The sequence below is a fragment of the Curtobacterium sp. APC 4022 genome, from assembly GCF_030407555.1.
Classification (GTDB): domain Bacteria; phylum Actinomycetota; class Actinomycetes; order Actinomycetales; family Microbacteriaceae; genus Curtobacterium.
Window position 1 is genome coordinate 1 of the sequence record NZ_JASDDD010000019.1, and the last position, 15585, is coordinate 15585.

The 15585-nt window shown below is 71.6% G+C and carries 14 protein-coding genes; 7 read left to right on the plus strand and 7 right to left on the minus strand.

Annotated features, from left to right (window positions below):
- Positions 1-700 precede the first annotated feature (700 nt).
- Together QL987_RS08165 and QL987_RS08170 are read right to left on the minus strand one after the other, a co-directional pair.
- The gene (locus QL987_RS08165) at positions 701-997 is read right to left on the minus strand and encodes a hypothetical protein (protein ID WP_111076238.1); all 297 of its coding nucleotides are present in this window, start codon (positions 995-997) and stop codon (positions 701-703) included.
- Entirely contained in the window at positions 997-2247 is a 1251-nt protein-coding gene (locus tag QL987_RS08170) for an inorganic phosphate transporter (RefSeq protein ID WP_290157195.1), read from the minus strand. Before QL987_RS08170 ends, QL987_RS08165 begins: the two co-directional genes overlap by 1 nt.
- Before the next feature lie 113 nt (positions 2248-2360).
- Here QL987_RS08170 and QL987_RS08175 point away from each other — a divergent pair, with 113 nt between their 5' ends.
- The 3 genes from QL987_RS08175 (at position 2361) to QL987_RS08185 (ending at position 5817) form a co-directional block, all read left to right on the plus strand.
- On the plus strand, positions 2361-4049 hold the full coding sequence (locus QL987_RS08175; RefSeq protein WP_290157124.1) for a sodium:proton antiporter: 1689 nt from the start codon (positions 2361-2363) through the stop codon (positions 4047-4049).
- 68 nt (positions 4050-4117) lie between these two features.
- Complete coding sequence (locus QL987_RS08180; protein WP_111076235.1) at positions 4118-5473, plus strand: ABC transporter permease; 1356 nt, start codon at positions 4118-4120, stop codon at positions 5471-5473.
- 59 nt (positions 5474-5532) lie between these two features.
- The gene (locus QL987_RS08185) at positions 5533-5817 is read left to right on the plus strand and encodes a hypothetical protein (RefSeq protein ID WP_111076234.1); all 285 of its coding nucleotides are present in this window, start codon (positions 5533-5535) and stop codon (positions 5815-5817) included.
- 78 nt (positions 5818-5895) lie between these two features.
- Here the strand turns inward: QL987_RS08185 and QL987_RS08190 are convergent, their stop codons facing one another.
- A complete protein-coding gene (locus QL987_RS08190; RefSeq protein WP_290157125.1) occupies positions 5896-6414 on the minus strand; it encodes an NUDIX domain-containing protein in 519 nt (172 codons plus the stop codon).
- A gap of 65 nt (positions 6415-6479) precedes the next feature.
- Here QL987_RS08190 and QL987_RS08195 point away from each other — a divergent pair, with 65 nt between their 5' ends.
- On the plus strand, positions 6480-6830 hold the full coding sequence (locus tag QL987_RS08195; protein ID WP_111076232.1) for a tryptophan synthase subunit alpha: 351 nt from the start codon (positions 6480-6482) through the stop codon (positions 6828-6830).
- 73 nt (positions 6831-6903) lie between these two features.
- A complete protein-coding gene (locus QL987_RS08200) occupies positions 6904-7794 on the plus strand; it encodes an aminodeoxychorismate lyase (protein ID WP_290157127.1) in 891 nt (296 codons plus the stop codon).
- Between the two features lie 125 nt (positions 7795-7919).
- On the opposite strand, the gene QL987_RS08205 is transcribed toward QL987_RS08200, so the two are convergent.
- Positions 7920-9122, minus strand: a complete 1203-nt coding sequence (locus QL987_RS08205) for an amidohydrolase (protein WP_290157128.1) — start codon at positions 9120-9122, stop codon at positions 7920-7922.
- Positions 9123-9334: 212 nt separating this feature from the next.
- Between QL987_RS08205 and QL987_RS08210 the strand changes: the two genes are divergently transcribed.
- Both QL987_RS08210 and QL987_RS08215 read left to right on the plus strand, forming a co-directional pair.
- Entirely contained in the window at positions 9335-10531 is a 1197-nt protein-coding gene (locus QL987_RS08210) for a Fic family protein (protein WP_290157130.1), read from the plus strand.
- 9 nt (positions 10532-10540) lie between these two features.
- Positions 10541-12745, plus strand: coding sequence for a S9 family peptidase (locus QL987_RS08215; protein WP_290157132.1), 2205 nt, complete (start codon positions 10541-10543; stop codon positions 12743-12745).
- A gap of 112 nt (positions 12746-12857) precedes the next feature.
- Here QL987_RS08215 and QL987_RS08220 read toward each other — a convergent pair whose 3' ends face one another.
- Genes QL987_RS08220 through QL987_RS08230 form a run of 3 tightly spaced genes read right to left on the minus strand, consistent with a single transcriptional unit; the run spans position 12858 to position 15528 of the window.
- Positions 12858-14372 carry a CYTH domain-containing protein gene (locus QL987_RS08220; protein WP_290157133.1) on the minus strand — a complete coding sequence of 505 codons (1515 nt, stop codon included), beginning with the start codon at positions 14370-14372 and terminating at the stop codon, positions 12858-12860.
- Positions 14369-15199 (minus strand): hypothetical protein, encoded by an 831-nt coding sequence (locus tag QL987_RS08225; RefSeq protein WP_290157136.1) that lies wholly within the window; start codon positions 15197-15199, stop codon positions 14369-14371. The genes QL987_RS08220 and QL987_RS08225 overlap by 4 nt, the downstream gene beginning before the upstream one ends.
- Positions 15196-15528 carry a PadR family transcriptional regulator gene (locus QL987_RS08230; RefSeq protein ID WP_290157138.1) on the minus strand — a complete coding sequence of 111 codons (333 nt, stop codon included), beginning with the start codon at positions 15526-15528 and terminating at the stop codon, positions 15196-15198. Before QL987_RS08230 ends, QL987_RS08225 begins: the two co-directional genes overlap by 4 nt.
- Positions 15529-15585 lie beyond the last annotated feature (57 nt).

Consider the following 15585-nt stretch of genomic DNA (forward strand, 5'->3'; position numbering starts at 1 on the left):
CGGCTGACGGGCACTTGCATTCCGCCCGCTCGCGGACGCCCCGAAGGCGAGCGGGCGCAAACGCGCCGCGCGCGGCCGACGACCCCTGGCATTACGCCCGCTCACGCACGAGGCGGACGGGAGGCGCGGCACCAGCCACCACGCGCCTCCCTTCCGCCGACCACCGTCGGGCCGACGGCGAGCGGGCGCAAACGCGCCGCGCACGGCTGACGCACCCTGGCATTCCGCCCGTTCGCCCCAGGGGCATCCGCGAGCGGGCGAGAACGCGCGGTCCGTCCGCCATGCAACCTGGTGTTCCGCCCGCTCACGGTCCGGGCGGACGGGAGGCACAGGACCAGCCCGCCCCGCGCCTCCCGGCCCGCAGACGGCGAGCGGGCACAAACGCGCCGCGCACGGCTGACGCACCCTGGCATTCCGCCCGCTCACCTCAGGGTGGCGGGGAGCGGGCGAGAACGTGCGGTGCGCCAGCCACGCACCCTGGCATTCCGCCCGCTCAAGGCCAGGGCGCACGGGAGGCACGGGACCAGCCCGGCACGCGCCTCCCGGCCCGCAGACGGCGAGCGGGCCAGAACGCGCGGTCCGTCCGCCACGCCCCCTGGCATTCCGCCCGCTCGCGTGACCGAGGGCGGACGGGCGCACTCCACGACGCAGCAACGGCCGGCCCGGAGGCCGGCCGCTGCCGGAGAGGACGTACCGCGCGTCAATGGAAGGCGGGCACGATCAGGTAGATGCCGTACAGCACGGCCGCACCGCAGAGCACGAAGCAGACCACGGCGAGCGCCCGGAGCATCCGGACGGCCCCGGCGGCGGCGTTCGGGTCGGGGAAGCCGGCGGTGGCCGGGCCGATCGTGCCGTCGTCCTTCACGGTGTACTTGCCCGCACGGGTGTCGGCGGCGCTCCAGAAGCGCAGCCCGACCGAGTACACGGAGACGACGAAGCAGGCCGAGACGACGGCGACGAGCGCCACGAGCAGGAACGCTCCCCAGTCGATGCCCATCAGCGACGGCCTCCCTTGCGTCCGGCCATGCGGCGGAGGGTCCGCTCACGGCTCAGTTCGGCGCGGCGGGCGGCGACGGCCTCGGCACGCTTCTTGCGCTGCAGGCCGCGCTGCTCCTTGCGGGTGAGCACGGCGTTCGCGGCGACGTCGATCTCGATGGCCGAGTCGTGCGGCTTGCGCAGCGACCAGAGGTACAGGCCGAGGACCACGATCCCACCGGCGACGGCGTCGATGACCAGGCCGATCACGCCGAAGCGGGCGATGCCGGAGGCGATCGCTCCGACCGCGGCGGCTGCCGGCAGGGTGATGAACCAGGCGATGACGATCTTGCCCGCGGTCGACCACTGGATCTTCGACCCGCGGCGGCCGAGGCCCGCACCGATGATCGAGCCCGAGGACACCTGCGTGGTGGAGAGCGCGAAACCGAGGTGGCTCGAGGCCAGGATCGTCGCGGCGGTCGAGGCCTCGGCCGCGAAGCCCTGCGTCGCTCGGATCTCGGTGATGCCGGAGCCGAGGGTGCGGATGATGCGCCAGCCGCCGGTGTAGGTGCCGAGGGCGATCGCGAGCGCACAGGCCACGACGACCCAGAACTGCACGCCCTGGTTCGCCGACTGGGCACCGGACGCGATGAGCGTGAGCGTGATGACGCCCATCGTCTTCTGCGCGTCGTTCGTGCCGTGTGCGAGCGACACCATCGACGAGGTGAAGATCTGGCCGATGCGGAAGCCACCGCGTTCGTTCGGGAACACCGGGCGCCGGGTGATCCGGTACGCGATGCGCGTGGCGAGCAGTGACACCAGGGCCGCGATCACCGGCGACAGGAAGGCCGGGATGATCACCACCGTCAGCAGCGCCGCGTAGTTGACCGAGTCGAACCCAGCACCGACGATCGCGGCACCGATGAGGCCACCGAAGAGCGCGTGCGAGGACGACGACGGCAGGCCGCGCAGCCACGTGATCATGTTCCAGACCACCGCGCCGATCAGCCCCGCGAAGATCATCTCCGGACTGATGGCGACGCCACCGGGTCCCTCGTTGATGAGCCCGTGCGAGATCGACGTCGCCACAGCAGTGCTGAGGAACGCCCCGACGAGGTTGAGCACCGCTGCGACGGAGACCGCCACCGTGGGCTTCATGGCGCCGGTCGCGATCGGGGTCGCCATTGCGTTGGCGGTGTCGTGAAAACCGTTTGTGAAGTCGAAGAAGAGGGCCAACGCAATGACCAGGACGACTATGAGCGTGATGTCCACCGCGGGCAAGTGTCCCAGGCGGAGGGGCATCGGGCAAGCCGAACGGACACCTGTTGTTCATCTGCCCTTCACGTCCGCTCAGGTCCACACCCTCGGGATGGGAAGATGGACCCGTGGACATCGCCGAGTTGCTCATCCTGCTGGTCGGATCGCTCGCCGTCACCGGGTTCGCCCGAGCGTGGGGACTCCCGGCTCCGCTCCTCGTCACCGCGGTCGCCCTCGGCGTGTCGTTCATCCCCGGTCTGCCGCACATCGAGATCGATTCGGAGGTCATCCTCACGGTGGTCCTGCCGCCGCTGCTCTACTCGGCGGCGCTCGACGTGTCGTGGCAGAGCTTCCGCGGGTCGATCAAACAGATCCGACGACTCGGCATCTTCCTCGTCATCATCACGGCGCTCGCCGTGGGCCTGGCCGCCTACCTGATCATCCCCGACATGACGTGGCCGGCCGCGATCCTCCTGGGTGCGATCGTGGCGCCGCCGGACGCGGTGTCCGCGGCGGCGATCGGCCGCAAGCTCGGGCTGCCCCGCCGGGTGATGACGGTCCTGTCCGGCGAGAGCCTGATCAACGACGCCGCGTCCCTGACGCTGGTCCGGGTGTTCACGCTGATCATCGCCGGCGCATCGCTGACGATCTGGCAGGACCTCGGCATCTTCGGCCTGGCGATCGGCGTCGGCCTGGTCGTCGGCGGTGTCCTCGGTGTGGTCGTGCACTGGATCCGGATGCGGATCAACGACCCGGTGGTCGAGACGATCATGAGCATCCTGCTGCCGTTCGTGGCGTACATCCTGGCGGAGGAGCTCTCCGGCTCGGGCGTCATCGCGGTCGTCACCGCGGGGCTGTACATCGGCTACAACTCCCCCAAGGAGGGCTACGCGACCCGCCTGCAGGAGCGCCCGCTCTGGACGAGTGTCGACGTGATCCTCGAGGGCTTCGTCTTCGCGCTGATCGGTCTGCAGCTCAACACCGTCGTGCAGGACCTGGTCGAGAGCGAGCGGAGCCTCGGCCAGACGCTGACCGCCGCGGCCGTCGTCCTGGTGGTGGTGATCGTGGTCCGCCCGCTCTTCATCTTCGAGTCGTACGCACGCAACCGCCTGCACGGCCGGTTCATCCGTCCGTTGCGGATCCGCGCCTCCCGAGGGCACCGTTCCCTGCGCTGGATCCGAGGCACGGCCGAACCGAAGCTCAACTGGCGGGAACTGACGGTCATCTCGTGGACCGGCATGCGTGGCGTGGTGACGCTGGCCGCCGCGGTCTCGGTCGTCGCGAGCCCGACGAAGATCCCCGCCCAGGACACGATCTTCGTGATCGCCTTCATCGTCACGGTCGGCACCCTGCTGCTGCAGGGGCTGACGCTGCCGTTCGTGATCCGCGCACTCAAGGTGCAGGACCCGGGCGAGGACGACATGGACCGGCGCAGCGAGATGCTGCTCAACCAGCGGACCACCGTCGCCGCGATCGAGCTGCTCGACAAGCGCCGTCCGGAGTGGGGCACGCGGTACGGCACGGACGCCGTCGACTCGGTGGTCTCCCGCCTGAAGGCCCGGTTGGAACGCCAGGCCGAGACGTTCCGGCAGGACGCCGAGGAAGAGGAGTCGGAGGACCGCATGGCCCCGATGCGTCTCCGCGGTGCGCAGATCCAGGACATCCGGCGCGAGCTGCTCGACCGCCGGCGCGAGATCGTCCTCGAGGAGCGCGAGAAGGGCAACCTCGACGAAGAGGTCATGCGCCGCGTGCTCGTGACCCTCGATGCGGAAGAACTCGCGATGGACTCGGCGCAGGCCTCCCGCAGTCGTTCCTGACCGGTCCTCACTCCGGTACCCAGGCGTACCCTGGGATGCCAGACGACAGGACAGGAGCGCACCGCCGAGTGAGCACACCGCGGAACGAAGCACGCAGGAACAACGACCTCCCGACGCGCAGCGCCGGCGACACGGCGCGGGTCGCGGACGACCGGTCACGCCCGGCACACCGCCCCGGCCGGGAGGCACGCCCCACGCCGCCGCCGAAGCAACACATCGGCCGCTACCGCCGTTGGTACGCCACCCTGCACCCGTCGCTTCAGCTCATCGGGCTCCAGCTGTGGATGCCGCTGTTCTTCATCGTCGGTTTCTGCCTCTGCTACGTTTTCGCGTTCCACGCCCCGCACCCGCACGACGTGCCGATCGGCATCGTCGGCAGCGACCAGACCCTCGTCGGAGCCGTGCAGAAGGCGCTCCCGGGCGAGTACCTGTTCTCCTCCTACGACTCGCTCGCCAGCGCGAAGCGTGATGTCCTCGCCGGGACGATCGCCGTCGCGTACGACCCGTCGGCGAACGAGCTGTTCAAGGCCAGCGCGCACCAGTTCCAGGTCGCGAACCTGGTGCCGGCGACCCTGAGCGCCGTGCTGACCGGTGCCGGGCTGACCGCTCCCCGGGTGACCGAACTCGCTCCCCTGCCGGCGTACGACGAGTACGGCACGGTCGGGATGTACGTGATGCTCGCGTGGTGCATCGGCGGCTACATGGTCGCGATGTTCATCGGCATCATGGGCGGCCCGCTCCGCCACCGCACCCGGATGGCGGTCATCGTCACCGGCGGTCTGGTCATCTCGCTCATCACGAACACCCTCGCCGGCCCGGTCGTCGGTGCGATCCACGGCCACTTCGTCCCGCTCGTCCTCATCGCGTGGGGCTGGATCGTCGCGATCGGCCTGGCCGTGAACGGGCTCAGCTACTTCGTCGGCCGGTTCATCGCCGCTCCCGCCATGATCTGCTTCGTCTTCCTGTCGATGCCGTCCTCCGGTGGCGCCTACCCGAAGTGGTTCATGCCGGAGCCGTTCGCGTGGCTCAACAACGTCGTCGTCGGCTCGAGCATGGTCGACATGATCAAGCACCAGCTCTACGGCGTCGGTCCGGGCCCGGAGCGCGGGCTGATCACGATGGGCTGCTACGCCGCGGCCGGGCTGGTGCTGATGTTCCTCGGCAAGAAGTGGTGGGAGCGCCGCCGGATCCGCGCGATCGTCACCGGCCGGACCACGATGTTCCAGGACGCGAACACCGCCAACCGCGAGTTCCTCGGCCGCCAGCGTGACGCCGAACTCGAGCGGAACGGCCTCATCTCGACCGAGACCGGCACGCTGCAGGTCCTGCGCGACGACGACTGGGAGGACGAACGTGCCGCCGGGGACGTCTTCACCGGCGGCCGCGACGGGCTCGAGAACGAGCCGCTGAACCCTCGTCGGTGAGTGCCCGGCGGGGATGGCCCGTCGATGAGCGCCGGGGCGACGGCTATCCTGGTCCGATCATGACCCGAACCGCCTGGCACCGCCTGCTCATGACGATCGTCGTCGTCTTCCTCGTCATCGCGGCGCTGTCCTACGTCACGAGCATCGTGCTCGCGCCGAGCGGTGGCCGCAGCGTCGCCGGGCTCTGGGACGGCTGGGCGATGTTCGCCCTCATCGCCGCGATCGCGTTCGGCGTCGTCGACTTCTTCGTCCGCCCGCTCGGTGGGCAGAGCGGGGACGCCGACGTCATGGCCGAGGCCGAAGCCGCGCGCACCGGCACCACTCCCACGCAGCGCGCACGCTGACGGGCACGTTGACGAGCGTTCCGCGGCCCGGCAGCGCCGACGCTGACGCGGCAGGGACGGCAGGTGCGGCGCGGCAGCTCAGACGGGCTCGCCGATCCCCGTCCCGGTGAACCCGGCGACCGACGCGTTGTCCTCCGCGAACACCACCCGGGCGTCGACCTGGCCCCCGTCGAGGACCGCGGGCAACCAGTAGCGCGCGTCGTCCCACATCGCGTCGTAGGGGACGTCCTGGACCGGCACCCAGCGCGGCTCCAGCTCGTCGCCGCCCGACGGGTCGCCCTGCCAGCGGCGGCACACGAAGACGTCCGAGACCTGGGACCAGGACGGGCGGAACGGGAACCGGTAGTCCAACGTGCCACGGGCCTCCAGGTCGGCCGGGTCGATGCGGAGGCCGACCTCCTCCGCCACCTCGCGCACGGCCGTCTCGACCGCCGTCTCGGTGCCCTCACGCTTGCCGCCGGGGCCGACCACACGACCGGTGCCGAGACCCCGTCGCTTCTCGCCGAGCAGCACCTCCGGCCCGTCCGGACCGTTCCGCAGGAGGTACACGACGACGACGGCCGGGTGCTGGGTCTTGCTCTCGTCGCGGTCCGTCATGTGGTCCAGTGTGGCCGATCCGATGACGTACGCTCGTTGCATGGCAGGCGTGCTGTGGGGGCGTCATGGCTGAGTCACGCAGGACGGGGCGCAGCCTCGAGGTGCTGCGCGCCGAAGCCGCCGAGGAGATCTCGGTCATCGTCGAACACCGGTGTCGGCAGGGTGACGATCCCTGGGACTTCATGCACACGCTGCCGAGCGTCGACGAGCAGGTCGTCCTGATCCTCCGTGCCGAGGCGATGGAGGTCGACGTCCGCATCGGTCAGCGCAGCGCACAGTGGTCGTCGCACCCGGCATCGGGGCAGCGCACTGAGCACGGCGAGGAGTACCACCGCCTCCGGCGCATCGCGCTCCAGCACCCGGAACTCACCGAGGCGGTCTGGAAGCTGATGGACGCGCTGCCCGGTGCGCGCTGAGAACCGCGCTCGCTGACACCCGCGCTCGCTGACACCGGTGCTCGCTGACACCGGTCTGGGGTTGGATGGGGGCATGACCGACACCGTCCTCGCCGTCCTGAACCAGCCCTCCCGCGCCGCAGCGCCGCACGACCCGGAGGCCGACGCGTTCACCTGGGCGAAGCCGCTCGAGGAGCACATCCAGGTGATGGACCTCGGCCTCACCCGGGGCGACGGTGTGTTCGAGACGATCACGGTCATCGACGGCCGTCCACAGGCCCTCGAGGCGCACCTCGCCCGCTTCGGCCGGTCCGCCGCGAAGCTCGACCTGCCCGAGCCGGACCTGGACGCCTGGCGCCAGGCCATCGAGGCCGCCTGCGCGCGGCTCGACCCGGTGCGCGAGGCCTACGCCAAGACCGTCCTGACCCGCGGCGTCGAGGGCCTCGGCCGTCCGACCGGCTGGGTCTACGCCGCACCGTCCGCCGACCAGACCCGCGACCGCACCGAGGGCATCGGGGTCGTCACGCTGGACCGCGGCTACCGGCACGACGTCGAACGGACCTCGCCGTGGCTGCTGCAGGGGGCGAAGACGCTGTCGTACGCCATCAACATGGCGGCGCTCCGCGAGGCCGTCCGACGCGGTGCCGACGACGCGCTCTTCATCTCGACCGACGGCTACGTCCTCGAGGGCACCCGCGCCAACCTCATCATGTCCGTCGGCGGTCGCTTCGTCACCCCGCGCACCGACATCGGCATCCTCGACGGCACCACGCAGGCCGACGTCTTCCGCTTCGCCGAGCAGGAGGGCATCGAGACCGCCTACGAACTCGTCACCCTGGACGACCTGCGGGCCGCGGACGCGCTGTGGCTGGTGTCGAGCATCCGGCAGGCGGCGCCGATCCACACCGTCAACGGCGTGCCGCAGGAGATGGACCTCGGCATGACCGAGCGGATCAACGACTTCCTGCTGTCGCGCCAGGACTGAACAGGGCAGGGCCGGGCCGGGCCGGCCCGGCCCGGACTGATCGAGCCCGAGGTCGGACGGGAGGCGCGGTGCGGGCCCGCACCGCGCCTCCCGTCCGTCATCTGGTCACGTGTCGACCCGCGTCGTCACCAGCGCGGGGTCGTCACACCCTGCCCGTCGACGTACGCGTAGACCTGCTTGCCCTCGATCCACACCCGCTGCGCGCGGCTGGTGGCGTCGAGCGGGTCGCCGTCCCAGAGGACGAGGTCGGCGTCGAGTCCCTCCGCGATGCGGCCGACCCGGTCACCGAAGCCGAGGATGTCGGCCGGCGCGGAGGTGATCGCCTCGAGCGCGGTCTGTCGGGGCAGGCCGTCCCGGACCGCCATCGTCGCCTGGGTGACGAGCATGTTGATCGGGACGACGGGGGCGTCGGTGGTGATCGCGACCCGGACACCGGCCGCCGCGATCGTGGTGAGGTTCGGGATGCCGCGATCGCGCAGCTCCACCTTGGAGCGGCTGGTGAACAGCGGGCCGTAGATCACCGGGATGCCCTTCTCAGCGAGCAGGCCCGCGATCTTGTGTGCTTCGGTGCCGTGGTTGACGACCAGGCGGTAGCCGAACTCTTCTGCGAGACGGACCGCGGTGGCGATGTCGTCGTGCCGGTGGGTGTGCTGGTCCCAGGCGAGCTCGCCGTCGAGGACGCGGACCAGTGCTTCCTTCGTGAGGTCGCGGGTGAACGGCTCGTCCTTCGCGTGGGCGGCATCGCGGGCCGCTCGGTAGTCCTGCGCTGCGACGAACGCTTCGCGGATCACCTTGGCGACGCCGAGGCGGGTGGAGGGCGTCTGCCCCTTCTCGCCGTAGACCCGCTTCGGGTTCTCGCCGAGGGCGCTCTTGATGCTCACGGCGTCCGAGATGAGCTGCTCGTCGATGGTGCGGCCACCCCAGGTCTTGATCGCGACGGTCTGTCCACCGATCGGGTTGCCGGAGCCGGGCTTCACGACGATGCTCGTGATGCCACCGGACAGGGCGTCGCGGAAGCCGTCGTCGTCGATGTCGACCGCGTCGATCGCCCGGACGGCAGCCATGTTCGGTCCGGTCATCTCGTTCGTGTCGTTGCCCGCCGAACCGTTCGCCTCTTCGTGGATGCCGACGTGGCCGTGCGCCTCGACGAAGCCGGGCAGGAGCCAGGCACCGGCAGCGTCGACCTCGGGCAGGCCGTCGGGCGCCACGACGTCGGGTCCGACCGCCGTGATGCGGCCGTCCTGCACGACGACCGCGCCGCCGTCGAACGCGTCGCCGTCGACGGGGACGACGTGGGCACCGGTGATCACGAACGAGTTGTCAGTCATCCCACAACGGTACCGATGCCGTCGCCGGACACCACGGAGTTCGTGTACGGAATACAGGTTCTTGGTGCTGCGCGCTCGGTGGTCGGTACCTTCTGTCGGACCCGACGAGCGGAGGCACGATGCACCTTGACGACACCCGGCCCGGCTGGCCTGCGCACCGGACGACGACCCGACCGTGGCGGAGCAGCGGGCGGCCGCCACGAGCCGACCGGATGGTCCGCTCGGTCCGCTGCTCCCTGCCACCGCGGATCGCCGACCGCACCTGGACCCCGTCCTCGGGCACCGCCGACCTGGTGTCGCGGGTCGCCGAGCGGCTCGCCGAACTCGACCGACGTCTGGGCGACCGCACCGCGACGTTCGACCTGCTGCTCGCCCGGACCGAGGCCGTCTCGTCCTCCCGGATCGAGGACGAGCACGCGACGCTCGACGACTACGCCCGTGCCCTGGTCGGCATCCGCGCGAACGGCAGCGCCACCGCGATGGTCGGCGCGACCGCGGCACTGCGGGCGATGATCGACGACGCCGGGCAGGGCGGCATCACCGAGCGCTCGGTGCTCGACGCGCACGCGGTGCTCATGCGGGACGACCCGGTCGACGGTCCGGTGGCCGGGCGGTGGCGGCAGGTGCAGAACTGGATCGGCGGCGGCGCGTCACCGCGGGACGCCGCCTACGTCCCGCCACCGGCCGACGACGTCCCCGACGCCATGGACGACCTGTTCGCGTTCCTGGACCGCGACGACCTCGACCCGGTCGTGCAGGCGGCGATCGCACACGCCCAGTTCGAGTCGGTGCACCCGTTCACCGACGGCAACGGGCGGATCGGCCGGGCGCTGGTGAACGCGGTGCTCCGCCGGCGCGGACTGACCTCCTCGCTCGTGGTCCCGGTCGCGGCGGCGCTCGTGGCGGACCGGGCGGGGTACTTCGCCGAACTCGTCCGCTACCGGGACGGGCACGTCGACGGCGTGGTGCGCCTGGTCGCCGCGGCGATCGGCACCGTGTGCGACGAGGTCGAGTACGCGGCCCTCCGGCTGGACGAGCTCGAGCAGGACCGCGCTGCGGTGCACCCGGCGGGTCGCGGGGCCCGGGTGGCACACGACTCGACGGTGCTGCGCGTCCTGCTCGCAGACCCGGTGCTGACCGAAGCGGCGATCACCGCTGCGCTGCCTCCGGACCTGCCGTGGACGGACGCCGTGATCGACGAGCTGGTCGACGCGGGTGTGCTGCGCCCGGTGACCGAGCGACGACACGTCCGGGCGTGGGTGGCGTCGGACGTGCTGGCGGAGCTCGATGTGCTGGCTGAGCGCATCCGGGCGGCGGCAGTGCCGGCACCGGGGCGGGCCGTACCGGGGCAGGTCGGACCGGCAGCCGCTGCCCCGGAGCCGGGTCGGGCCTCCACCCTGAGCGCATAGGGTGGGCCGGTGACCAGCGAGCACGACGTGACCACCCCGCCGACCGCCGCCAAGCGGCCTCGTACGCGGACCCACCACGGCATCGACTTCGTCGACGACTACGAGTGGCTGCGCGACAAGGAGTCCCCGGACACCATCGCGTACCTCGAAGCCGAGAACCGGTACACCGAGGCGCAGACCGACCACCTCGGCGCCCTACGTGAGCGGCTCTTCGACGAGGTCAAGACCCGCGTGCAGGAGACCGACCTCTCGGTCCCCGTGCGCATGGGCCAGTGGTGGTACTTCACCCGGACCAGTGAGGGCAGCCAGTACGGCGTGCAGTGCCGCGCCCCGATCAGCGGGCCGGACGACTGGACCCCGCCGTCGCTCGAGGCAGACACTGCGGGGTCGGATGCTGCGGGGTCGGCGAGCGCCGGCACCCTGCCCGGCGAAGAGGTCGTCCTGGACGGCAACGCCCTGGCCGAGGGGCACGACTTCTTCTCGCTCGGCACCTACGACATCAGCGACGACGGTCGTCGGCTGGTCTACGGCGTCGACGTCGAGGGCGACGAGCGCTACACCCTGGCCGTCCGTGACCTCGAGACCGGGCAGGACCTCGGCGACACGATCCCGAACACCGGGGCCGGCGCCACGTTCGACCCCTCGGGCCGCTACGTGTTCTACCCGACCGTCGACGACTCCTGGCGCCCGGACCGCATCTGGCGCCACACCGTCGGCACCTCGGCGGACGCCGACGTCGTGGTGTTCGAGGAGCCCGACGACCGCTACTGGGTCGGTGTGGGCGTGACCCGCTCGTCGCAGTACATCGTCATCGAGCTCGGGTCGAAGATCACCTCCGAGGCGCTCGTCCTCGACGCGTCCGACCCGACCGGCGAGTTCCGCGTCGTGTGGCCCCGTCGAGAGGGCGTCGAGTACGAGATCGAACACGCCATCGTCGGTGGCAGCGACCGCCTGCTCGTCCTGCACAACGACGGCGCCGAGAACTTCGAGCTCGTCGACGTCCCCGCCGACGACCCGACGTCCCGGTCCGACCGCCGCGTCGTCGTCCCGCACCACACCGAACGACGCATCGAGTCGGTGGACGCCTTCGCCGGGCACCTGGCGCTCGAGTACCGCTCCGAGGCACTCCCCCGGATCGCGATCATCCCGATCGAGGGCGACGGCTACGGCGATGCCCACGAGGTCCCCTTCGACGAGGCACTGTTCTCGGCCGGGCTCGGCGGCAACCCCGAGTGGGACCAGCCGACGCTCCGGCTGGGCTACACGTCCTTCGTGACCCCGTCAGAGGTGAGCGACCTGGACCTGGCGACCGGTGCGGTCACGGTGCTCAAGCGGCAGCCGGTGCTGGGCGGCTACGACCCGGCCGACTACGTGCAGGAGCGCGACTGGGCGACGGCGTCCGACGGCACCCGGATCCCGGTCTCCCTCGTGTGGCGCCGTGACGCCGTCGACGCGGACGCCCCGGCACCGCTGCACCTGTACGGGTACGGCTCGTACGAGCACTCGATCGACCCGGGCTTCAGCGTGATGCGTCTGTCGATGCTCGACCGCGGTGTCGTCTTCGCCGTCGCCCACGTCCGCGGTGGTGGCGAACTGGGCCGTCACTGGTACGAGGACGGCAAGACCCTGACGAAGAAGAACACGTTCACGGACTTCGTCGCCGTCGCCGAGCACCTCATCGACAGCGGCCGGACGACACCCGAGCGTCTCGTGGCCGAGGGCGGCAGCGCCGGCGGTCTGTTGATGGGCGCCGTCGCGAACCTGGCGCCCGAGCGGTTCGCGGGCATCCTGGCCGCGGTGCCGTTCGTCGACGCGCTGACGAGCATCCTCGACCCGGACCTGCCGCTGACCGTCATCGAGTGGGACGAGTGGGGCGACCCGCTGCACGACCCCGAGGTCTACCGGTACATGAGCGAGTACACCCCGTACGAGAACGTCCGCGACGACGTGCAGTACCCGCGCATCCTCGCCGTGACCTCGATCAACGACACCCGCGTGCTGTACGTCGAGCCGGCGAAGTGGACCGCGAAGCTGCGGGAGGTCGGTGCGCCGGTGCTCCTGAAGACCGAGATGTCCGCCGGACACGGTGGTGTCAGCGGTCGGTACGACTCGTGGAAGGAGCGTGCGTCCGAGCTGGCCTGGCTGCTCGACGTGCTCGGCCTCGCCGACGTCTCCCCCGCGGCGGCGAGCGCGGACCCGATCGCGGCCGGCTGACCGGCCGGCTGACCGGCCGGCTGACACGCCGGCTGACACGCAGCAGGCCTCACGACGACGGCGCGCACCCTGCTCGGGTGCGCGCCGTCGTCGTGTGCGGACGGACAGTCCGTCACACGCGGTTGAGCGCGTGCACCGCCTCGTCGTAGGACTCCTCGGCCACGCGGACCCGGTCGCCGGCCAGGACGCCGTACCCGAACGTGCCCTCACCGGCGCGCTCGGCGATGCCGGCCTGCACGCGGAGCTGCTCGAGCGCGTGCAGCGACCGGACCCGCTCGGTCAGCACGTCGGCCGCGGTGCCGATCCGCTTCCAGAGCGCGTGCGGGAACGCGTCGTCGCCGAGGACGTCCATCGCCATCCGGGCGCGGAGCGTGGCGTGCCAGGCGCGCTGGGTGGCCTCGCGGTCGCCGGCCTCGTCGGCGGGGTCGTCCCCGACGGCGACACGGACGAGGTCGCCGACGCGCGGCTTCTCGATCGCCGAGACGTCCTGGGCGACACGCTTCGGGTCGCGGAGTGCCCACTCGGTCGGCTGAGGGCGTTCGACGGCGTCGTCGAGGGCGTCGAGCAGTTCGAGGAACGACTCCTCGTGCAGGGACAGCAGGACCTCGCGGGTGGCGTCATCGCGGCGCTGGCGCGTGGAGGCCAGGATCCGCTCGCGGGTGATCGAGTCGATGAGTGCTTCCTGCGCCGGGCTGGAGGCTCGCGGCAACCGGTCGACGAGGTACTCCGCCAGGGCGGCTCGTGCCGTGACGGCCGCGAGCGCATCGGCCGCAGCGGCGGCGCGGTCCATCTCGTCGCCGTCGGCGAACGCCGGCCGGTACGAGCCGAGGACCGCGGCGATGCCGAGGGCGGTCTCAGCCACCTCGGACAGGTCGGTCGGAGCGCCGGACCGGAGTCCGGCCTCCAGGCGGAGCAGCGTGCCCCGCAGTTTCCGCAACCGCTTGGTGAGTGCGCGGGCCGCGGTGCCCTTGTGCGGCTTCTCCTCGGTCTGGAGGCGCGGTGCCGGTGCCCCCGCCAGCCCACGTGCCAGCTTGGACGCGACTGCGGCGGGGCCGGCGCCGACGGCGGCGAACCGACCGTCCAGGGCGGCGAAGAGCTCGTGCGCGATCTGCGGGTCGACGCCCTCGATGGCTTCGACCTCGACCTCCCGCCACGTGGTCGGGTGGGCCGGCGCGTCGTCGTCGAGGCGTTCGGCGACGACCTGGTCGTCGGCGAGTTCGCCGACCTGGTCACCGTCCTCGTCGAGCAGGCGGGTGACGGTGCGGGTGGTGGTGATCCGGACGACGGGGTGCAGTCCGCGGCCACGCCGTTCGGTGAAGAGTGCGGCGAGGACCTCGACGGGCACGGTGTCCGGGTCCTCGGTGAGCGGGAAGTGCTCTTCGTGGCGGACGGTGTCGGACTCGGCGCGCTTGATGTGCCAGCCGGCGTCGTGTCCGCCGGTGCGCCGGCGGACGGTGACGTGGGCGGCGACCAGGTCGTACCGCTGGGTGTCCCAGTAGGTGGCGTCGAGCTCGAACGGCTCCTGGGTGTCGGTCTGCATGATCCCGCCGGCGCCGACCAGGTCGGGCAGTGCGGCGTCGGCGGACAGGTCGTAGGTGCGCTCGATCTCGAGGTGCGTGTCGCTCACACGGTCTTGTCTACCAGGGTGGGGGCGTGGTCCTCGCCACGGGTGCGCCGGCGGAGGGGCGAGGTCGTCCAGGCGAGCAGTCCGGCGACGACGACGGAGAGCGCTGGCAGGGCCAGGAGGCACGGGACGAGTCGGGCGGGGACGAGCGGCCAGAGCACCCCGGCCGCGTCCACGGCGGCCGCTCCGAGCGGGAGCAGCACGAGCAGCCAGGCACGGCCCGGAGCGTCGATGGCGACGAGCCAGCCGGCGAGTGCCACGAGGAGCGGCACGACCGTCGGCAGGATGCTCACCGGCCACCCGGACGGCGGTCCGACGAACGGCGCGACGACCGCCCCGACGGCTGCGGCGGCGACGAGGACCGCACCGAGGCGCCGACGGCGGGCAGCGGCGCCGGGCAGGAGCAGGATCGCCGCGCTGATCGCAGCACCGGGCACCAGGTCGAGCAGCAGCCAGACACCGCCGACGCCGATCATGCGGTCGACGGCGCTCTCGTACCCGGAGTTGGGCTGCAGGATCAGCCACGGTCCCGCCATCAGGACGGACAGGACGGCCACCGTGACCAGCAGCGGGACGGTTCGGATGGTGTGCGGTGCCGCGGGTGCGGCGAACGGTGTGGTGGTCATGGTGTCTCCCCAGGTGGTGCGCCGAGCACCTCGGCGGTGGAACAGTGCGGTGGTCAGGGCGCCGAAGGCCAGGGCGGTCGGCGAGAGCCCCAGCTCGGCCGCGTCGCGGAGGTCGGCGTGCCACTGCTCGCGGCGGACCGTCCGGTGTTCGGCAGGCGAGACGGCGACCGCGGTGTCGACGAGGACACGGCTGAGGGCGCTCACGAGGTCGCCGGCCGGGTGCTCGGACGGGTGGCGGGACGGGAGGCGCTGGTCTCGGCCGCCCGTCGGACGGCGACCAGGTCGGTCGCCGCCTGCTGCCCGTCGGCGGTGAACTCGTAGAGGCGGCGACGCGGGCCGGGCCGATCGGCGTCGTCGTCCCAGTCCGAGGTGATCCACCCTTGCCGCTCGAGTCGTTCGAGGATCGGGTAGACGGTGCCGGACGGGCGACCGAGCTCCTTGATGAGCCGCAGTCCCCAGGCCGGCCCCTCGGCGGCGAGGAGGGCGGCGAGGACGTCGAGCGTGGGTGCGGTGACGCGGACCAACGGTTCCATGTCTTGAACCTACCTATGTAGGACTAGCCGGTCAAGCGCCTCCCGGGATCCGGGGTT

What these genes read in the sequence shown, in the direction of transcription:
- QL987_RS08230 (WP_290157138.1), bottom strand. Translation starts at nt 15,528, where the DNA reads ATGGAACCGTTGGTCCGCGTCACCGCACCCACGCTCGACGTCCTCGCC.
- QL987_RS08205 (WP_290157128.1), bottom strand. Translation starts at nt 9,122, where the DNA reads ATGACTGACAACTCGTTCGTGATCACCGGTGCCCACGTCGTCCCCGTC.
- QL987_RS08200 (WP_290157127.1), top strand. Translation starts at nt 6,904, where the DNA reads ATGACCGACACCGTCCTCGCCGTCCTGAACCAGCCCTCCCGCGCCGCA.
- QL987_RS08185 (WP_111076234.1), top strand. Translation starts at nt 5,533, where the DNA reads ATGACCCGAACCGCCTGGCACCGCCTGCTCATGACGATCGTCGTCGTC.
- QL987_RS08190 (WP_290157125.1), bottom strand. Translation starts at nt 6,414, where the DNA reads ATGACGGACCGCGACGAGAGCAAGACCCAGCACCCGGCCGTCGTCGTC.
- QL987_RS08195 (WP_111076232.1), top strand. Translation starts at nt 6,480, where the DNA reads ATGGCTGAGTCACGCAGGACGGGGCGCAGCCTCGAGGTGCTGCGCGCC.
- QL987_RS08165 (WP_111076238.1), bottom strand. Translation starts at nt 997, where the DNA reads ATGGGCATCGACTGGGGAGCGTTCCTGCTCGTGGCGCTCGTCGCCGTC.
- QL987_RS08210 (WP_290157130.1), top strand. Translation starts at nt 9,335, where the DNA reads ATGGTCCGCTCGGTCCGCTGCTCCCTGCCACCGCGGATCGCCGACCGC.